Origin of the sequence: Mesorhizobium sp. KR9-304 (genome assembly GCF_040049215.1) — a bacterium.
Classification (GTDB): Bacteria; Pseudomonadota; Alphaproteobacteria; order Rhizobiales; family Rhizobiaceae; genus Mesorhizobium_K.
In genome coordinates, this window is sequence record NZ_JBDZDN010000001.1 from 2217963 (window position 1) to 2236508 (window position 18546).

At 61.3% G+C, this 18546-nt stretch carries 15 protein-coding genes and 1 pseudogene; 11 read left to right on the top strand and 5 right to left on the bottom strand.

Translation table 11 applies throughout. The features are described from left to right. The 7 genes and pseudogenes from ABLE71_RS10695 to ABLE71_RS10725 form a co-directional block, all read left to right on the top strand. Positions 1-2470: calcium-binding protein (locus tag ABLE71_RS10695; RefSeq protein WP_348783318.1), on the top strand; the 2470-nt coding region annotated here is incomplete at its 5' end. A gap of 82 nt (positions 2471-2552) precedes the next feature. Next, positions 2553-2897, top strand: a complete 345-nt coding sequence (locus tag ABLE71_RS10700) for a hypothetical protein (RefSeq protein WP_348783319.1) — start codon at positions 2553-2555, stop codon at positions 2895-2897. 67 nt (positions 2898-2964) lie between these two features. Then, a complete protein-coding gene (locus ABLE71_RS10705; RefSeq protein WP_348783320.1) occupies positions 2965-3339 on the top strand; it encodes a hypothetical protein in 375 nt (124 codons plus the stop codon). Positions 3340-3389: 50 nt separating this feature from the next. Beyond that, positions 3390-3798 (top strand): annotated as a pseudogene (locus tag ABLE71_RS10710) (recombinase family protein); the annotation flags it as partial. Between the two features lie 455 nt (positions 3799-4253). After that, positions 4254-4484 carry a hypothetical protein gene (locus ABLE71_RS10715; RefSeq protein ID WP_348783321.1) on the top strand — a complete coding sequence of 77 codons (231 nt, stop codon included), beginning with the start codon at positions 4254-4256 and terminating at the stop codon, positions 4482-4484. 613 nt (positions 4485-5097) lie between these two features. Next, a complete protein-coding gene (locus tag ABLE71_RS10720) occupies positions 5098-6402 on the top strand; it encodes a DNA methyltransferase (RefSeq protein WP_348783322.1) in 1305 nt (434 codons plus the stop codon). Continuing rightward, the gene (locus ABLE71_RS10725; protein WP_348783323.1) at positions 6402-7166 is read left to right on the top strand and encodes a DUF5681 domain-containing protein; all 765 of its coding nucleotides are present in this window, start codon (positions 6402-6404) and stop codon (positions 7164-7166) included. The genes ABLE71_RS10720 and ABLE71_RS10725 overlap by 1 nt, the downstream gene beginning before the upstream one ends. A gap of 625 nt (positions 7167-7791) precedes the next feature. On the opposite strand, the gene ABLE71_RS10730 is transcribed toward ABLE71_RS10725, so the two are convergent. Continuing rightward, positions 7792-8256, bottom strand: coding sequence for a histidine kinase (locus tag ABLE71_RS10730; RefSeq protein ID WP_348783324.1), 465 nt, complete (start codon positions 8254-8256; stop codon positions 7792-7794). A 186-nt stretch (positions 8257-8442) separates the two neighbouring features. Between ABLE71_RS10730 and ABLE71_RS10735 the strand changes: the two genes are divergently transcribed. From ABLE71_RS10735 to fabI, 4 genes are read left to right on the top strand one after another with little or no spacing between them, the layout of a single operon-like run. Next, entirely contained in the window at positions 8443-10707 is a 2265-nt protein-coding gene (locus tag ABLE71_RS10735) for a DUF3141 domain-containing protein (RefSeq protein WP_348783325.1), read from the top strand. 37 nt (positions 10708-10744) lie between these two features. After that, positions 10745-11731 carry a phosphate acetyltransferase gene (locus tag ABLE71_RS10740; RefSeq protein WP_348783326.1) on the top strand — a complete coding sequence of 329 codons (987 nt, stop codon included), beginning with the start codon at positions 10745-10747 and terminating at the stop codon, positions 11729-11731. 1 nt (position 11732) lies between these two features. After that, positions 11733-12914: an acetate/propionate family kinase gene (locus ABLE71_RS10745; protein ID WP_348783327.1), complete on the top strand. Its 1182-nt coding sequence runs from the start codon at positions 11733-11735 to the stop codon at positions 12912-12914. Further along, positions 12911-13696 (top strand): enoyl-ACP reductase FabI, encoded by a 786-nt coding sequence (gene fabI, locus ABLE71_RS10750; RefSeq protein ID WP_348783328.1) that lies wholly within the window; start codon positions 12911-12913, stop codon positions 13694-13696. The genes ABLE71_RS10745 and fabI overlap by 4 nt, the downstream gene beginning before the upstream one ends. Before the next feature lie 116 nt (positions 13697-13812). On the opposite strand, the gene ABLE71_RS10755 is transcribed toward fabI, so the two are convergent. The 4 genes from ABLE71_RS10755 to ABLE71_RS10770 form a co-directional block, all read right to left on the bottom strand. Then, positions 13813-14253, bottom strand: a complete 441-nt coding sequence (locus ABLE71_RS10755) for a hypothetical protein (RefSeq protein WP_348783329.1) — start codon at positions 14251-14253, stop codon at positions 13813-13815. A gap of 39 nt (positions 14254-14292) precedes the next feature. Then, complete coding sequence (locus tag ABLE71_RS10760; RefSeq protein ID WP_348783330.1) at positions 14293-15312, bottom strand: alcohol dehydrogenase catalytic domain-containing protein; 1020 nt, start codon at positions 15310-15312, stop codon at positions 14293-14295. Then, the gene (locus ABLE71_RS10765) at positions 15309-17312 is read right to left on the bottom strand and encodes an acyl-CoA synthetase (protein WP_348783331.1); all 2004 of its coding nucleotides are present in this window, start codon (positions 17310-17312) and stop codon (positions 15309-15311) included. Before ABLE71_RS10765 ends, ABLE71_RS10760 begins: the two co-directional genes overlap by 4 nt. A gap of 461 nt (positions 17313-17773) precedes the next feature. Further along, entirely contained in the window at positions 17774-18475 is a 702-nt protein-coding gene (locus tag ABLE71_RS10770) for a TetR/AcrR family transcriptional regulator (RefSeq protein ID WP_348783332.1), read from the bottom strand. Between the last annotated feature and the right edge of the window lie 71 nt (positions 18476-18546).

Here is an 18546-nt window from a genome sequence, read left to right on the forward strand (position 1 = left end):
CGGCGAGTGGCATTTCGTGTCCGCCGCCAACATCGACCAGGATCTCGACACCGACTTCAGCTTCACCCTCAAGGTGACCGACTCGGAAGGCGATTTCGTCGAGGACAGCTTCACCGTCAACGTAGCGGATGCCCCTGTATGGGAACTCACAGCTGCCGGTTCCGGAGATCCGACCCGCAACACCGTTTTGGAAGGGGCGCTGGCATCCTATACTCTCGACCTGACGAGTGCGACGCCACTGCCCGGCGTCACCTATACTGTCCAGCTTTCCGTCAATTTCGCCTGGGTGGATCCGGCTGGCGACAAGGACAACGCGAGTGCCGCCGACATCACTGCCACGGGCACCCAGAACTCGGTGCTCCAGGCACTTGCGGACTCAATCAACGCCGCCGGAGTGTCTGGGATCACGGCATCCTTCACCCCAGGCAACACCTATGTGACTGTCAGCGCCTTGAATCCGGCAGCGAGCAGCGTGACGTTCAACCTGCCTGCATTGGACGACACGATCTTCGAAAACACCGAGGATCTCGGCGTGGTCATAACCTCGCCGTCGGCCAACTCGACGATCAACGCTGCGGCGAATGAGGTGACGACGAACATCGTCAATACGGATGCTCCTCCGAACGTGAGCCTGCTGGGGGTGCTCGTTATCAATGAAGTCGGGCTGAATGCATCAGTTGCGCAGTCGTTCAAGGTTGGCGGAACAGACTACGTGATACCAGCCGGACTTAGCTATATCGAGATCAAGAATCTGTCGACAAACGCATCCGACACCAGCGGTAGCAAGGTTCCGACGCTCAGGCTCGAGATCACCGATGGCACGGATACCGTCTATGTCAGCCTGAGCACGCTGAGCGCCATGGATGCCAACAACTATCTCGTGCTCTATGAAAACGGCACATGGGTCGAATACGAGGCGGATGGGGATCCCAAGCAGACCGGCACCTATACTTATTTCAATCCGGTGACACAGGCGGAGACTTCCGCGGCCGGCCTCAACTGGGATTCGGTGATACCCGCCGGAACCACCACTTCCGATCCGATCGGTGTCAGCCTGTACCAGAAGGTCGATACGAATCTATTTACGGTGGACGGGTTCCTCGCGAACGGCGTCAACATTGGATCCGACAACGGTACCCTCGGGGATCCGGACAACAAACTGACGCTTGGCAATGTCATCTGGAATGGAGCGAGCGGAAATCTCGCGCCGGCAAGCGCTACGACCCTGCTCGGCTCCGCGCTTACGCAGAACAGCCAATATAACGGAACGCTTGGCGATCAGTACCAGATGGCTCTCACTCTCGGCCTGTCCTCCCTGCTTCCGATTCAATTCATCGACGACAGCGCGGCGCAGGGCGTCCAGAATTCGGATTCGACGTCGTTGATCTATGCCCGCGAATTCAATCCAACCAACATCAATAGCATCGGCCAACCTGGCGACGACAACCGCGCCGACCAGCCGATTCAGACGGACTCCAACAAGGAATCGGACTGGACGGTCACCTACGGCAACACGCAGGGCAGGACCAACCAGGTCGGAACCGGCGTCAATGATGGTGGTGTTGACTCCGCGAATCCGCAGGACTCCGCCGACGAGACCGACCCTGATCAGGCCTTCAAGGACGGAAACCTGGACAATTCCGGGGTCGATGCCCAGTTCGCCGGGCAATCCGTGCTGATCGCCGGCGGGAACGATAGTGCTTTGACCGGGTTCCGCGGCGGCGACGGCCAGGACTATCTCTATGGCACCACGGGCAACGACAGCATGTTCGGCGGGACCAACAACGACCTGCTGTTCGGGAATTCCGGTAACGACACGCTAAGCGGCGACGCAGGTGCCGACCTGCTGGTCGACATCCTCGGGCAAGATACGCTGCAGGGCGGAACCGGCGACGACACCCTTATCTCGGGTTCCGAGTTCAAGCTTTGGAGCGGCGGAGGTTTCGTCGACACCAAGACACTCCCTGGATGGGACGTCGCAGGCTCCCAGACCGCTCTGGTGCTTGACGGAATTGCGCTGACCGGCTTCGAGGATATTCTGGACGGCGGCGCAGGCAATGACATCCTCATCGGTGGCCTTGGAGACGATCAGTTGATCGGCGGCCTCGGAGCGGATTTGCTGTCGGGTGGCGGAGGCGCCAATCTTCTCGACGTCTCGGAGGCGAACCAGTCGAGGGACATCGTCCAGTTTACGGGGGAGGCGCTCGATGCGCTCGATGCCGACGATCTCATAGTCGGCTTCAACACCGCCAACGATGTGATCGACCTCTCGGAGCTCTTCGACGTCGCCGCAGGCAAGACCATCGCCGACTATGCCGACATTGACGGCACCGCGCTGAAGATTGACATGACCGGCTCAGGAGGAGCTGGCGGCTGGAATACGATTGCGACTTTCCAGAGCGCGCCGGTTGGCGTTGTCACGGTGCTGTACAATAACAATGGTGCCGATGACACAACTGGCATAATTTAGCACGTGTGGCCGACACTTGACGAATAAATGGTCCATCCAAACAAGTGTAGGTAGCGCGGGCTACAAGTTAAGGTTGCAGACCATGGCAGAGTCGGAGAGCATACTTCCCGAACAGGCTGGCGGCGATTTCTTACCCGAGCTTGTTCCCGTGTTTGGGACCAGCGTTGAGCAGCAACACTTGGAAGCGCAGCAGCCTATTGTCGCGGCTGAAGATATTCTGTTTGGCGAAATTATCGACATTTCCGACCTGATACCGCGCTTATCGCCGGAGGCGGCGGCGCCGGGGATTTCGTTGATGGAAATGACGTATGCAGTCAAGCCCAGTGCGGCCGACGGCAGCGACGCACTGGCCGCGTCCGGGCATGCGGGGGCGCTGACCATTCTCTACGACGACGACATACTGGCTTCGGGTGGCGCGATCCTGTAAAGTTGGTACAAGGTGGGTAAGTTTTCGGCAGCCATTCTTCTGCGGAGACGGACAAAGGGGGGAAGTGATGGTTTCTCGCACAATCAGATATGCGCTCTTGGCGGGCTCCTGCGCTTTCGGCTTCGTCGGCCAGGCTGTCGCCGCTGACCTTTCCACGGGGCTCGACGCCGACTATTGCGCGGCGGCCGGAACTTCCAACCTCGTTCTGACTGAAAACATGACCGATCTGAAGGGCGAAGTCGTGCGGCTGATGGACGAATCCGTCGCGGTAGCCTCTTCCAGCGAATGGATCAACTCGTCGCGCCCTGTCTTCGTCTGGGCATCAGAAGCCAAGGTCGCTTGCGGCAAGGCTTATGGTTATCTCCGCACCAACTACAGGGACGATGATACCATCAACAAATGCGAGTGCTTCTACAGCCGCATGGTCGAATACATGAACTGAGTCTTCGGCGCATTGCTGCAGGCGGCGTCGTGCTTTACATAAGCGATGTTGTGCGGCCGCGGCAGGGAGCTTCCGGTGGATTAGCGGAGAAGCTGCGCTGCGCAGTCTACACCCGCAAGTCGACAGAGGAGGGGCTCGACCGGGAGTTCAACTCGCTGGACGCGCAGCGCGAGGCCTGTGCCGCCTTCATCATATCACAGGTCGGGTTGGGCTGACGCCTGATAGCCGATCACTATGATGATCGCGGAATCTCGGGCGGAACAATGGAGCGGCCGGCCCTAAAACGCCTGCTGCAGGATATCTGCGACCGGAAGGTCGATGTGGTCGTCGTCTACAAAGATCGACCGGCTGACCCGCTCGCTGATGGACTTTTCCAAAATCGTCGAGGTGTTCGACGCCAACGACATCTCCTTCCTCTCGGTTACACAACAGTTCAATACGACCACCTCGATGGGGCAGGCTGACGTTGGCTGGCGGCTGCCGGCCGACGAACTGGAGCGCACAATCCTGCATCAACTGGACGTGATGCTTCGAGACCACGTCAAACTGTCTGAATGGGCTGGCATGCTGGTGCCCGCAATCCCGGTTCAAGCAGCAATCACCAGGGGAGGGGCGATCCGCGGTGCACTCCAGACCTCATCGCCACAGCGGATACATTCGTTACGGCGTCTGGTTCGCGCCATCCACATCAAGCCAGGCGAAATGGTCTTGGTGATCGATGCGCATTCGTTTATTGGCGAGACGGGCAGCACGAGCTCCGATCGGGCCGCGCAACGCGAACACTACTCAGTCGTCATCTCAGTACCGATGACTCTGAGGCGCAGGGCGCCGAGGCCGGGCTCGTTCTTGAGGGACATTCACTGGGCAGGAAACCTGATGATGGCCTCGTTGAAGCGGTGGCAAAGGCCCATGTCATGCTTGGCATGCTGACCGACGGCTCGGGACGGACTATCGCAGACGCGGCGAGCGACGCTGGCGTCCACGTTGCAGACGCAAGCCGCATCCTTCCGCTCGCCTTCCTGGCACCGAAGATTGCCGACGCGATCCTGCGCGGCCGCCAGCCGGTCGAACTCACAGCCCGCGCGCTGATGCGCGACGACCTGCCCCACCTCTGGACCGATCAGCTTCAGCAGTTCGGCATTTAAAGCGCGCTTGAACGGTCGTTCCACGGCCCTTCACGACCATCGGCGCCGAAATCTATTGGACACGCTCCCCCGCCAAGAGAGACGATCCAGCGAATAGGCAGAGATCCCGGCGTCTCACCGCGTCTCTCTCCCAACAGTTTGCCGAAGAACGGTGCGCAACCGATTGAAATCGCTACGCTTTTCCAGCACCAGGAGTGAGACGGGAAAAATGCGGGCTGAGTGGTGAACCGAGCAGTCCACCGATAACAAGTCTCAGGTTCAAAATCCCTGAAATACAGGGAAAAAACAGGGAATTCGCGCCTTTTTTGCGTTCCTGGGGCTGATTGCACGCCCAAATTGCGACGCGAACATAATGGCTTAGGGAGAAATTCCCTGCATCCAGAAACAGGGAAAATAATCTCAGCGATCTGGGAATTTTGTCAACCGATCAGGGAACGAGTTTAGCCAAAACAGGCAGGCGGCTTTTCTTCGTTATGGCGCTGCCAAATTGCCGAAACGGAACAAATACGGTACAAAGTGTCTCAACTGAGTCTGTTCACCGCCACGGCTCGGACACGCAACGTAGTAGATTGGGCGAATCAAAAGGAGGGAGACAACTGGATATGGAAAACAAATGGGCGACCTGCACTGCGAGTACCTTCCGCTTCATACACTGAAGCCTTATTCCAAGAACGCGCGCACACATTCGCGCAAGCAGGTGAAGCAGATTGCGGAATCAATCCGCGGCTTTGGCTTCACCAATCCCATCCTGATCGATAGCGCTGACACCATCCTCGCCGGCCACGGGCGGGTGGAGGCGGCAAAGCTTCTCGGTATGTCAGAAGTTCCTTGTGTTCGCCTGGAGCATATGACGACCGAACAAAAGCGGGCCTATGTGCTTGCCGACAACAAGCTAGCGCTTAATGCCGGTTGGGACGACGAGATTCTGGCCGAGGAATTGAGAGGCCTTCTAGAGGTCGACTTCAACGTCGAAGTCACCGGCTTCTCGATCTCCGAGATCGACAGCCTGGTCGAAGGGTTGATCCCGGAAGAACCCGGAGATCCCGATGACGATGTACTTCCCGGGATCGATGACGCTTCACCGCGTTGCCGGCCAGGCGACATCTGGCAGTTGGGGCAGCACCGACTGATCTGCGGATCGGCCCTCGAAGCCGATGTCGTATCCGCCCTGATGGGCGGTGAGCGGGCGCAAATGGTCTTTACCGACCCACCCTACAACGTGCCGATCGATGGCCATGTCGGGAACTCAGGCTCAGTTAAGCATCGCGAGTTCGCCATGGCGTCGGGGGAGATGTCGGTCTCCGAGTTCACCAGTTTCCTCCGGACTGGCTTCCAAAACCTTGTCCGCTTCAGCGTCGATGGCTCCATCCATTTTGTCTGCATGGACTGGCGCCATATGGCCGAGATGCTCGCCGCCGGCGAAGACATCTATTCGGAACTGAAGAACCTGATTGTCTGGGCCAAGGACAATGGCGGCATGGGAACCTTCTACCGGTCCCGGCATGAGTTAATCTTTGCGTTCAAGAGCGGGACGGCGCCGCACATCAACACGTTCGAGCTCGGCCAGCACGGCCGCTATCGCACCAATGTCTGGCAGTACCGCGGCGTGAACACGCTGAAGACCGGCCGGATGGATGAACTGTCTCTGCACCCGACTGTAAAGCCGGTGCAGATGATTGCTGATGCCATCAAGGATGTGTCGGCCCGCGGTGGCATTGTGCTCGATCTCTTCGGCGGTTCCGGCTCGACCCTCATTGCCGCGCACAAGACCGGTCGTCGTGGATTTCTATGCGAGCTCGATCCGATCTACTGCGATCGTATTATCCGGCGATGGGAAGCCTACGCGAAGGACGAGGCCGAACTCATCGCCTGTGGCATCGAGACCAGCCGACCGCCCGAGCTTCGCGAGGCGGCCTGATGACGTCCGACGAAGAGAAGCGGCATAAGGCGCTCGCGGTCCGTCCGGCCAATACGGTCTACGAAGTTGGCTACGGCAAGCCGCCGGCAACGACCCGGTTCAAGCCTGGACAATCCGGCAACCCTCGTGGGCGCCCGAAGGGTAGTGCCAACAAGACGAAGCGGCCGGCCCTCAATGAGGAGCGGATGAAGTCGATCCTTCTCGACGAGGCCTATCGGACCATCAAGGTCAACGAGGGCGCCGGCCAGATCAGCGTGCCAATGGCCCAGGCGGTCATACGCTCACTCGCAGTTAACGCCGTCAAGGGCAACCAGCGCGCACAGCGCCTGTTCACCGAGCTTCTTTTCACCACCGAGCGCGAGAACAAGAGGCTGAATGACGAGTGGCTGAACGCCGCGATTTCCTACAAGGTCGAATGGGAGCGTGAACTCGCGCGCCGTGAAAGACTAGGCATCACTGCTCCCGATCCCCTGCCGCACCCCGATCATGTCGTCATCGACATGCGCAGTGGACAGGTCGCCATCAAAGGACCAATGAGCAAGGAAGAGAAGGTGCAGTGGGACATTTGGCACGACTACCAGGCTCTCTTTCGCACCGAATTGGAGGAATACAAAGCCGCGGCTGCCCGAACAAAAAGTTCTGCACGGCTTGCGGAACTTCAGGCGGAAATAGCCCAGACTGAGCATGTGCTGTCGATCATGGACCTCGTCTTCGAGACCGGTCGCATTCCGGCTCCGTTTCCGAAGCTCGAGCCGCTGAAGTGACTTTGGCTTGGCACCGAGCCTCAGATCATTAGATCGGATAACTATCCCCAAACGCCGTGCGAAGGGATGCTGTTCCCGAAGCGACTCTTATCGGACTGGAGGGAGCTAAGATCGCACTGCCAGTCAAGCCAGCCTGCAAGACTGGGAGAAACGGCGCCGCGCTTGCCAGCTTTCTGCACACCGAACGTCAATAACAAAGCTTATGCGACGTTGAAAAATCCCTTTGCACCGGAAGCAGCCGGCGTAGAGCGGTTCTAGACTAGCGATGTCGCCTTTGGGGCCGGAACCGGACGGTCCGCTTCTGAATTTTAGGTTGGACAAGCCGCCGTACTTCCTGCGAAGCGGGGCTGTGTTTCCACATAAACCAAATTTGCTGCAGCCAGACCTGATTAACACTGACTTTCGAAGGTGGCACCTTGCTGCAGAGGCCGGCTTTGCAGCCAAGGTGTGATCAGAAGCAATGGAAAATTCCATACGCGATGCCGCGCACGTCGCTTTCAACACGTACGTTGTCGCGCTTTCGTTCCTTCGAAGAGCCAAACATGCACCGCAATTCTAGCAAGTGCGGTCGTTGTGCGCTTAGCCCGCCCCGGAGAGTCTACCGGTCTCGTTAGCCGACCGCGTTTCAGACGGCTGGAGGGGCCCAGTTCAGAAAGAACCCTATGTCGCCGGGGATGCCGTCCGGGAAGTTGATAACCATCGCCGTCAGCTTGTAGCCCCGCGGTTTCCCGAGTTCTTCGTAACTCGCGTAGAGTTCTTTTGCCTTGCCTTGCAGCGTCTCTGGCCAGCGTGGGTCGCTATTGTTGATCGCGCGTCCGCTGTCCGTGCAGAGACGTGAGGGGAAGCTATATATCATCGCCTCGAACTTGCCGTCCTTTACCGCGTTCATAACCAGACGCCGCACCATGGCCATCTCTTTTTCGCCAACGTGATTATGCAAGAAGTCCCGGGCGAACTCAGAGAGTCTCCTTTCTTCGGCCTCCCGTTCCTTTCTGGCCGCGTCCACCTTTTCCATCTCCTTTTGGAGAACCGTCATCCGGAGAGCCTCCGCCGACGGCGGTACCTCGTCCACATCAATCGTCTGATTCATCGCTAGAGCCTTTGAGCTTTTTGTAATTGACGAATATATCATAGTGACGATATAGTCAATACGAAATGACGGCGACGCGACATTGGCGATATCCGTCGAACCTGCGTCGGCCGCTGGATACCTCTCACCAAAACAAAGCGGCCAACGCACAGGCTGCGTGCCTTCAACGGAAGGGGACTCACAATTATGACCCAGAGAGAGGCCCAGCGGCTGCCGAGCCACCCGGCGGCCGTAGACTACTCGGTTGAATACGCGGTCGACGCTTGGCAGCGCTCGATTCTCTTCCTTGATGTCCTGCGCCGGCGCGCTGTCCAGTTCGAAGAGCGCGCCTCGCAAACCGCCCCTCATGTGCTCGACTACGAGGCCGAACTGGTGCTGGACGGCCGCGGTCTGCAGCGCCCGGTCAACTACGCACTCGTCCGGATCATCCCGAACGGCAGTTTCAAGATTGATCCCTTGAAGCGGCCCTTCGTCGTGGTAGATCCGCGCGCCGGCCATGGTCCTGGCATCGGGGGCTTCAAGGCCGACAGCGAGATCGGCGTGGCGATGAAGGCTGGCCACCCAACCTACCTGATCGGCTTTCTACCCGATCCGGTGCCCGGCCAGACCATCGAGGACATCGGCCGCGCGGAGGCGACATTCCTGGAGACCGTTATCGCCCGCCATCCGGACGCTGAGGGAAAGCCGTGCGTCATTGGCAACTGCCAGGCCGGCTGGGCGATGATGATGGTGAACGCGCTCCGCCCGGAGCTCTTCGGACCTATCATTGTCGCGGGATCACCGCTCTCCTACTGGGCTGGCGTGCGCGGCAAGAACCCTATGCGCTATTCGGGGGGGCTGCTCGGTGGCTCGTGGCTGACCGCACTGACCGGCGATCTCGGCGGCGGCATTTTCGACGGCGCCTGGCTGGTGCAGAATTTCGAGAACCAGAACCCGGCCAACACTCTCTGGACCAAGCAGTACAACGTCTGGTCGAAAATCGACACCGAGGCCGAGCGCTACCTCGGTTTCGAGAAATACTGGGGCGGCCTCGTTCTGCTCAATGCCGATGAGATGCAATGGATCGTTGACCAACTCTTCGTCGGCAACCACCTTGCCGCCGGTAACATTCGCACCTCCGATGGTGCCGCCATCGACCTGCGCACGATCCGTTCCCCGATCGTCGTCTTCTGCTCGCATGGCGACAACATCACCCCGCCGCAGCAGGCGCTCGACTGGATCCTCGATCTCTACGACAGCGTCGACGATATACGCGCCTGGGGCCAGACCATCGTCTATACCATCCACGACAATATCGGCCATCTGGGCATTTTCGTCTCAGGGGGCGTTGCGCGGAAGCAGCACGATGAGTTCGCCTCCAACATCGACCTGATCGACGTCCTCCCTCCGGGACTCTACGAAGCGGTTCTGACCCCGAAAGGTGAGGCAGTCGACAATCCCGAGCTCGTTACCGGCGAATGGGTGATGCGCTGCGAGGCGCGCACGCTCGACGACATCCGCGCCCTCGGCGCCAACGACCTCGCCGACGAGCGCAAGTTCGAGGCCGCGGCGCGGGTCTCCGAGGTCAACCTGTCGCTCTACCGCGCCAACGTCCAGCCTTTCGTGCGCGCGGTCACGACGCCGCAGATGGCCGAGGCGATGCGAGCCCTGCACCCGATGCGCCTGTCCTACGCGATCTTCGGCGCGCGGAACCCGTTTCTCGCCTGGGTGGACGATGCCGCCGACTGGGTTCGCGAAAACCGTCGCCCGGCGAAGTCGGACAATCCGATGCTGGGATTTCAGGAACTGGCGTCACGGCAGATCGTCGATGGGCTGGATTTCTGGCGAAAGGGCGTGGAACGCATCGCCGAGGAAACCTTTCATGCGCTCTACGGCGCGCCGGTCCTGCAGGCGGCGCTCGGCATCGACACCGACTCCTCCCGCCCACCGCGCAGGGCGGCTCGCAGCAAGCTGCATCAAGCCCTGGTCGAGCGCCGGATCGACGAGCTCAATAACGAGATGAACCACGGCGGCCTCGTCGAAGCCGCGGTCAGGGCGCTGATCTACGTTGGATACGCCCACGGCGCCGTGGACGAGCGCGGGTTCGCAGCTATTCGCGGCATTCGTGACGCGCTCGCGCCCGCCAACCAGAGGACGCTTGCCGAGTTCAAGACACTCGTCCGAGACCAGTTCCTCATGCTCGTCATAGACGAGGAAGCCGCAGTGCTAGCCATTCCGCACCTACTGCCCGAATCGATCAAAGAGCGCTGCGAGGCGTTCGACATGCTGCGGCAAGTGCTCGAGGCGCCGGGTGCTCTTGGTGACGAGGCGAGTGTCCGGCTGCGGCGGGTTGCGACGCTCTTCGGCCTCGGGTCGGAGTTGGCCACGACTTCGCCAGCGAGGCCGGGCAAGCGCGCCGCCGCGCAGATCCTTTCGCCCGTCAGGGCGGCAAGGATACAGGAGAGATCATGATGCGGACAGGTAATTTTAACCGACCCGGAGCGGTTTTATGAATAAGGCAATCAAAGCGGAGGCAGCCGCCGGCATAGTCGGAGAGGCGCCCGAAGCTCTCTCGAAGTACGATCAACTGATCGCTGCGGCCCAGGCGGTTGAGGCGCCGCGTACCCTCGTCGTTCATCCCTGCGACGAAACCTCGTTGCGCGGCGCCGTCGAAGCGACTGAGGCTGGCCTCATCGAGCCGGTGCTGGTTGGTCCGGCCGCAAAGATCCGCGCTGTGGCTGCTCAGCATCGAATTGATCTCGCTGGTTACGAGATCATCGACGCCGCTCACAGCCACGACGCCGCAGCGAGTGCAGTGGCGCTGGTGCGCGAGGGCCATGGTGAACTCCTAATGAAGGGGAGCATTCACACTGACGAGCTGATGAAGGAGGTGACCTCGTCCGCCACCGGCTTGCGCACTGCCCGGCGCATCAGCCACGTCTTCATCATGGACGTGCCCGGGCATCCGGAGACGCTGTTCATCACCGACGCCGCGATCAACATATTCCCGGACCTCGACACCAAGCGCGACATCGTCCAGAACGCCATCGACCTCTGGGTCGGCGTCGGCTTGGGCACGCCCAGGGTCGCGATCCTCTCGGCGGTCGAGACGGTGACGACCAAGATCCCCTCGACGATCGAGGCCGCGGCGCTCTGCAAGATGGCCGAGCGCGGCCAGATCACCGGCGGGCTGCTGGACGGCCCGCTCGCGTTCGACAACGCGATCGACTCCGAGGCGGCGCTGATCAAGGGCATCGGCGGCCCGGTCGCCGGCCACGCGCAGATCCTCGTCGTTCCCGACCTCGAGGCCGGGAACATGCTTGCGAAGAACCTAACCTTCCTCGCGCATGCCGACGCCGCAGGAATTGTGCTCGGCGCTCGCGTGCCGATCGTCCTCACCTCGCGCGCCGACAGCGTCCGTACACGTCTCGCCTCCAGCGCGGTCGCGGCGATCTACGCAGACGCCCGCCGCAAGACCACCGCCGTCGCCGCCTGATATGGACGCGATACTCGTCGTCAACGCCGGCTCGTCGAGCCTGAAGTTCCAGATATTCGCTGTCTCCGGCGGCGATCTCGAACGGCGTATTCGCGGCCAGTTGGACGGCATCGGTGTCCGGCCCCGCCTGCGTGCCGCCGACCGCTCCGGCATCGCGCTCGTCGACCGCGGCTATGCGCCGGCGGAGATCCCCGATCTGCCCGCGGCGATCACCGAGACCCGCGCTTGGCTCGCCACGCTCGAGGGTTTCGCGCTCCGCGCTATCGGCCACCGCGTCGTCCACGGCGGGCCCGAGTTCGACCGCCCGATGCTGATCGACGAGGCCATCCTCGGCCGGCTCGCCCGCTACCAGTCGCTGGCGCCGCTGCACCAGCCGAACAACCTCGCGCCGATCCGCCTCGCCATGGCGATCGACCCCGAGGTGCCGCAGGTCGCCTGCTTCGACACCGCTTTCCACCGCGGGCATGCCGCGCACACCGACTGCTACGCCCTGCCGCGCGCGCTCTGCGACGAGGGCATCCGCCGCTACGGCTTCCACGGCCTCAGTTACGAGTATGTCGCCCACCGGCTGCCGGAGGTTGCGCCGGAGATCGCCGGCGGCCGCGTCATCGTCGCCCACCTCGGCAGCGGCGCTTCGATGTGCGCGCTGCTCGGCGGCCGAAGCATCGAGTCGACAATGGGCTTCACCGCCCTCGACGGCCTGCCGATGGGCACGCGGCCAGGCCAGCTCGACCCCGGCGTGGTCCTGCACCTGATCGAGGAGAAGGGAATGACCCCGGCGGAGGTAACCCGCCTCCTCTATAACGGCTCGGGCCTCAAGGGGCTTTCCGGCATCTCCAGCGACATGCGCGATCTGCTGGCCAGCGACGCCCCCGCGGCGGCATTCGCGATCGACCACTTCATCCACCGCTGCGCGCTGAACGTCGGCCAGCTCGCCGCCGCGCTCGGCGGGCTCGACGCGTTCGTCTTCACCGCCGGCATAGGCGAGCGCGCGCCCGCGATCCGCGCCCGCATCGCCGATCGCCTCGCCTGGCTAGGCGCCGCGCTCGACCCAGTCGCAAACGAGGCCGGCGCCACCTGCGTTTCGTCTCCGGACAGCCGTGTCGCGCTCATCGTCGTACCGACAGACGAGGAGCTGATGATCGCCCGCCACACCCTAGCGCTGACAGGAGGTGCAACATGACCCTACCCCCCGTGAAGGCAAAACTCCTCGACGGCAAGCGAGGCCTGATCGTCGGCATCGCCAACGACCGCTCGATCGCCTGGGGCTGCGCCCGCGCCTTTCGCGCCCTCGGCGCCGAACTCGCGATCACCTACCTCAACGAAAAGGCGAAGCCGCATGTCGATCCGCTGGCCCGCGAGGTCGAGGCGCCGATCTTCATGCCCATGGACGTGATGGCCGACGGCCAGCTCGAGTCCGTCTTCGACCGCATCGCCGCCGACTGGGGTAAGCTCGACTTCCTGGTTCACTCGATCGCTTTCTCGACGAAGGACGCCCTCGGCGGCCGTGTGGTCGACGTGCCTCTACAGGGTTTCCAGGCGACGATGAACGTCTCGGTGTGGTCGTTCCTGCGGATGGCCCACCTCGCCGAGCCTCTGATGAAGGATGGAGGCACGCTCTTCACCATGACCTACTACGGCTCCGAGAAAGTGGTTGAGAACTACAACATTATGGGTGTCGCCAAGGCCGCGCTTGAATGCGCCGTCCGCTACGTCGCCGCGGAGCTCGGACCGAAAGGCATCCGCGTTCACGCGATCTCCCCCGGTCCGCTCGCCACCCGCGCCGCCTCGGGGATCCCCGAGTTCGACGAGTTGCTCGCGAAGGCCAAGGTCAAGTCTCCGGCGCGTGCACTCATTGACATCGACGATGTCGGCGCCGCCTGCGCCTTCCTTTCCCACGACGCGGCCCGCCTGATGACCGGCCAGGTGCTATACGTTGACGGAGGATACAACATCATCGACTGAAAGCTCGCCAAGGGAAGTCAGGATCGGCCGCGGGCGCTGGTGCGTCCGAACGGTCGGAGCGGAACTTCTTGGCTCTTTCAAGCGGAGGAATATCGGTGATGAACCTGCTGGTTATGTCACATAAGGTCGGCGAGCTCTGCCCGGCAGGACTTGGCGAAGGTGTGCAGAATGTCATGGGCCGCGATACGCGCGTGCTTAGCCTCTAGAGCAGTCGAGGGCGTCTCGTAGGTTTCGACGATGCGCTCAAGAACCGCCTCAGCAGCGCCGATTGTACCGGGGGACGCGAATAGCCGAAGCTTGTTGATGGTCGCATAAATCGGCACAAGCTTGGCTGGCTCCTCCAGGGATTGCTGAACGATACCGTCCGCATAGGTCCGTGACGCCTGGTCGATGAACTCCATGAAAAGCTGCTCGCGATGCGAGCCTTCCTGCGTCAGTCGCCGCATGCGATCCTGATGATGCTGCGTGAGCCACGTGGTCGCGACGGACGCCAAGGCACCAATCGCGGAGCCCATCAGCGCAGATAATGCCGACAGTGTGGCGGGTTCGAGGGTCACGGGGTTCCTTTATCGCTCAGCCGCGTTCCGGGGACTGCGTCACGGCAGAAGAAGCGCACGCCCCGGCTGACCTTGCCTGACGTGGTTGAAGGCTTCTGCTGCTTCGGCAAGGGGCTTTCGGAGCCCGATGGGGAGGCTGACGGTGTTCTGTCTGACAAACCGGCCCAGATCGAAAAGCGCCGCGGCATCCGGCTTGAAAACAGTCCATGCGTACTTGGCGCCGTTCGGCGACGCGCTCCGGTGCCTCCTCTTTTCCGAGATTGTCTTCAGGGCTCCTCGCAGCCACCCTAGCCGGTCAAGATTGCTCAGCATTGGGTGCACGGTGGTAGCGTGTCCGAGCGCACCCTCCCGCAGGCAGCCGAGCAGCGCGAGATCATCGTCCCAAGTCGCGAAATTGAGGGTCGCATCGAAAGATCGCGACAGTGACTCGAACGGCTTAGCCGTGCAGTCGACCAGTTCGGCGGCACCGGCTTCCCGGCACGCCTCAAAGCTCGACGGCCAGGCGATCGCCGTGACGTTCGCACCCCATTCCGACAGCATCCGGGTCGCCAAGGTGCCGAGGCCGCCTGCGGCGCCATGCACCAGCACTTTCTTTCCGGCCGCGTTCTGTCGGGTAAGCCCCGCTCCACGAACAGCGAGCCACATCGTCACGAAGCCGTAGGGTAACGGGGCAAGGGATTCGATGTCCCGATCTGTGGGCGCGTGCAGCAAATGGGCGGTCTTGACCAATACATGGCGGGCGTGAGTTCCATCTGCTGAAGCAGGCTTTACGCCGTAAACTCGATCGCCGACCTTGAAGGTCCGCGCGGCTGAGCCTGTGGCTGTAACCGTGCCGGCTAGGTCGTTGCCAAGCACGAGCGGAAACCTGCCTGCGCCGAGCAGCGACAACAACTTGCGGCCATAGCCGTCGGCGCGACGCACGTCGATCGGATTCACAGAAGCCGCGGCCACTGCAACCTCGACTTCATCGGCCGCCGGCTTGCATCTCGGAAATTGCCTTAGCTCAAACTCGCCGGAGCCGTCGGGTCCGAGGCAAAAGGCTGCCGTGCTTGACGTCATTGCCCATCTCCTACCGAAATGTGGCGGTCGTCACACTCCAACACCTCCGATTTGAACGCGTACCGATCGAGAGCAGCCTGCAATGCCGCTGCGTTGCCCCGAGTCCGTATCCGGAGCATGCTTATGCCTTTCTCGTCGCGATCATGCGCGAGACTCGAAATCGCCGCGCCGGTTCGCGCTGCCTCGCCCCGGACGACACCTTCGATTTCGAGTTGCTGCAGAGCTGGCTTGAAAATCTTGCCGACCCCCGTGACTGGCAAGGACGGTGCAATGGTCACGCGCTTGGGTATCGCCGCGCGCTCGGGTATGCTCGCCGCGGCAAACGCGAGCAGTTCCTGCTCGGTTGGCGAGGCGGCCGGTTTCGGTTGCACGTAAGCGACGGGCACCTCGCCCACATAAGCGTCGGGACTGCCGACCGCCGCAGCCAACGCCACTGCCGGATGCCCGAGCAATGCGCCCTCGATCATCTTCGGATCGATATTGTGCCCACCCCGGATGATAAGTTCCTTGCGGCGGCCGGCGAGCCACCAGCACCCACGGCTGTCCTGTCGAGCAAGGTCGCCCGTGTTCAGCCAGCGCTCTCCGTCGATATCGACCCAGATCCCGCTGTCATGTCGCGCATCCAGATAGCCGGGAAAGACATTGGGACCCTCGATAACCAGCGTTCCCACCTCATCGATCTCGGCCATACGCGAAAATCGTCCGGCATCGTCGAGGATCACGGCTCGCATCTGTTGATAGGGAATTCTCAAGCCGATCGAGCCGGCCTGCCGTTCACCGCCCGGCGGGTTCACTGCGGAAACGCAAGTGCCTTCCGTCAAGCCATAACCTTCGAGGATTTTGATGCCGGTCTTGGCCTCGAAGTTCTCGATCAGCTTGGCCGGCATCGGCGCCGCGCCGCATAAGGCGAACTCCACGCTCGAAATATCGCTCGCCCCGACCGGTACTTCGACAAGACCCGCATAAAGGGTAGGAACGCCGGAAAACATCGAGATGCGGTAGTGCGACGCGATTTCCCAGAAGCGCGCAATCAGGTTCTTGCCCCGGTAGCCTTCGGGCGTGCCGAGTACGACGTGGTCGCCGTGCATCCACGGCAACAGCCCGGTGACGATCTGCGCGTTGACGTGAAACAGCGGCAAGCCGCAGAAGAAGGTACGTGGGTGCGGGGCTGGGCCGATGACCTGGGCGACGGCCCAAGCATCGAAAACCTCGTTGCCGTGGGTCCGGGTCGCGATCTTGGGTGAGCCCGTCGTGCCGCCGGTGCACACATAGGATGAGATCGAGGATTGCGAGAGGTCTCGTCGCGCGACGAGCCGATCCGACGGTTGCGCCTGCATAGCCAGTCGGAAATCGACGATCTCAAGTCCGCCTAGCTTCGCTTCGGCGTCGCCGGGGGGAGGGGCACCCGCTCCGTCGATGTACGCGGCGAGATCGACCCGGGCGACGACTTGAAGGTCTTCCAGTGCCGGAAGATGCGGCGCGAGCTTGGTCCAAAGGTCGATACCGGGCGCGGGCGCCAAGGTCACCAGAACCCGTACCCGCGCGAGGCGTAAAAGCTCCGCGATCTGGCGGGCTTCCAGCAGGGGGTTGATCGCGAATGCGACACCGGCTGCCTCGCCTCCCCAGAGCGCAAAATGCGTTTCGGGCAGGTTCGGTAGGACGAAAGCGACAGGATGTTCCGAATCGACGCCGAAACGATGAAAGACGTTGGCGACTCGCGTGATATCGGCGAGCAACTCTGTGTAGGTCCAAGTATAGGCATCCTTGTAGCTTTCAGTATTTAGGAAGAAAGACAGTGCCTTGGCGTGGGGTGTTCGCCTCACGGATGCGGCGATTGCCTCGTAAGTCGACAAAGGCAAGGCCCGGTCGGCGAGCGGGTGCGCCTCGAAGGTCTCGATATCGGCGATGTTTTTGATGGGCATAGGGACACGTTCCTTCCACGGAGCGAAAACCGGGTCACCTTCGAGTGATGGCATAGGCCGACTAGGGCGTTTGTTCATTACACGGCGATCGCTGGATCCAGCTCAATCGACGGGTGCCTGCGCCCCACTCTCTCCTGTCATGGTGTGCCGCCCATGCGACGGTGTCGGCAGCTTTTGGGCGGTTATCACTAATATACGAAAGAGTCAATATGAACATTCGGTCATAGTTGATTCGCGACTGATCCTGTCTGTGATACTCCCGGGCCATGAGGCTAGTCGGGAACGATGTCGGAGCGGCGATCCAGCGACCAAATCTCGTATGTCTTCGAGTTTAGGAACTGCATCGCTGCAACGCGCGCCGTTAAACTGACGAGGGGTCGCGCGTGCCCGTTCGTCTCCACCAGTTGTTTGCGCTCGTGTTCGCAGGTCGCTTTGTCTGGTTATTACGATACTGGATGACCGGATCGACCCGCGGACTCGCTACTGGGCGCTCGACGTCGGCGGACGGAAATCATTACCGGAAGGAGAGTGGCAAAAATTCAGGTGGCGCTCTTCGGGCGGCCTTCGCGCCGGAACTTCTGTGACTGAGCCCCATCCGTCCCAGAGCCATCAGAATTTGTCGGCAGGTCTGCAAGTACTGATTTGGTTTGCCGATCACTGAGGCCGATTCCGCGCAGGATCGCGCCGACGGCTTGGTCACAATCGAGCGATGACAGGCGTCCTTCGCCGATCGCGCGCATGAGTTGGATCATAATCCCTAGCGCGACCTCGAATTTCAGCTCCGCCGATATTCCCAGATCCGGCAGTCCCTTCGAGAGCTGTCGCAGGTCTTCGAACAGTCTTTGGCGGGCAAGCTCGCCACCCTTCGGGGATGCTGCCGCCATCCTGGCGACAAGGCTGGCCCATCGTGGGTCTTTGAGAGCCTTGTCGATGAATGATCTGCACCCGAAAGCGATCCGAAGCGCAGGATCTGATAAGGTAAGCCGGCGGGCCTGCAGGAGTTCATCGAAAGTTATTACCAGTTCGTCTGCGACCGCCGCCGTCAGCGTCTCCAAACTATCGAAATGAACGTAGAAGGTGCCTTTCGCGACGCCGGCCTCCCGGACAATGTCGTCCACGATGACGGACTCTACGGCCTGCCTGGCAAACAATGCGTTGGCCGCGGACAGGAGTTGCGCCCGCGTTCGCGCGCGCTTTTCGTGCCCGATTTGCGCTCGACGGATAGGATTGATTTTCGCCATCTGTTCGGTCCGACCTCTCAATAATGCACGTTAGGTCATTTTGACCACGTGGTCTATGTCTTACCGCTGTT

Bases quoted from the DNA above. Each gene is read 5' to 3' on its own strand.
- ABLE71_RS10700 (WP_348783319.1), top strand. From the start codon at position 2,553: ATGGCAGAGTCGGAGAGCATACTTCCCGAACAGGCTGGCGGCGATTTC.
- ABLE71_RS10705 (WP_348783320.1), top strand. From the start codon at position 2,965: ATGGTTTCTCGCACAATCAGATATGCGCTCTTGGCGGGCTCCTGCGCT.
- ABLE71_RS10715 (WP_348783321.1), top strand. From the start codon at position 4,254: ATGCTTGGCATGCTGACCGACGGCTCGGGACGGACTATCGCAGACGCG.
- ABLE71_RS10720 (WP_348783322.1), top strand. From the start codon at position 5,098: ATGGGCGACCTGCACTGCGAGTACCTTCCGCTTCATACACTGAAGCCT.
- ABLE71_RS10725 (WP_348783323.1), top strand. From the start codon at position 6,402: ATGACGTCCGACGAAGAGAAGCGGCATAAGGCGCTCGCGGTCCGTCCG.
- ABLE71_RS10730 (WP_348783324.1), bottom strand. From the start codon at position 8,256: ATGAATCAGACGATTGATGTGGACGAGGTACCGCCGTCGGCGGAGGCT.
- ABLE71_RS10735 (WP_348783325.1), top strand. From the start codon at position 8,443: ATGACCCAGAGAGAGGCCCAGCGGCTGCCGAGCCACCCGGCGGCCGTA.
- ABLE71_RS10740 (WP_348783326.1), top strand. From the start codon at position 10,745: ATGAATAAGGCAATCAAAGCGGAGGCAGCCGCCGGCATAGTCGGAGAG.
- ABLE71_RS10745 (WP_348783327.1), top strand. From the start codon at position 11,733: ATGGACGCGATACTCGTCGTCAACGCCGGCTCGTCGAGCCTGAAGTTC.
- fabI (WP_348783328.1), top strand. From the start codon at position 12,911: ATGACCCTACCCCCCGTGAAGGCAAAACTCCTCGACGGCAAGCGAGGC.
- ABLE71_RS10760 (WP_348783330.1), bottom strand. From the start codon at position 15,312: ATGACGTCAAGCACGGCAGCCTTTTGCCTCGGACCCGACGGCTCCGGC.
- ABLE71_RS10765 (WP_348783331.1), bottom strand. From the start codon at position 17,312: ATGAACAAACGCCCTAGTCGGCCTATGCCATCACTCGAAGGTGACCCG.
- ABLE71_RS10770 (WP_348783332.1), bottom strand. From the start codon at position 18,475: ATGGCGAAAATCAATCCTATCCGTCGAGCGCAAATCGGGCACGAAAAG.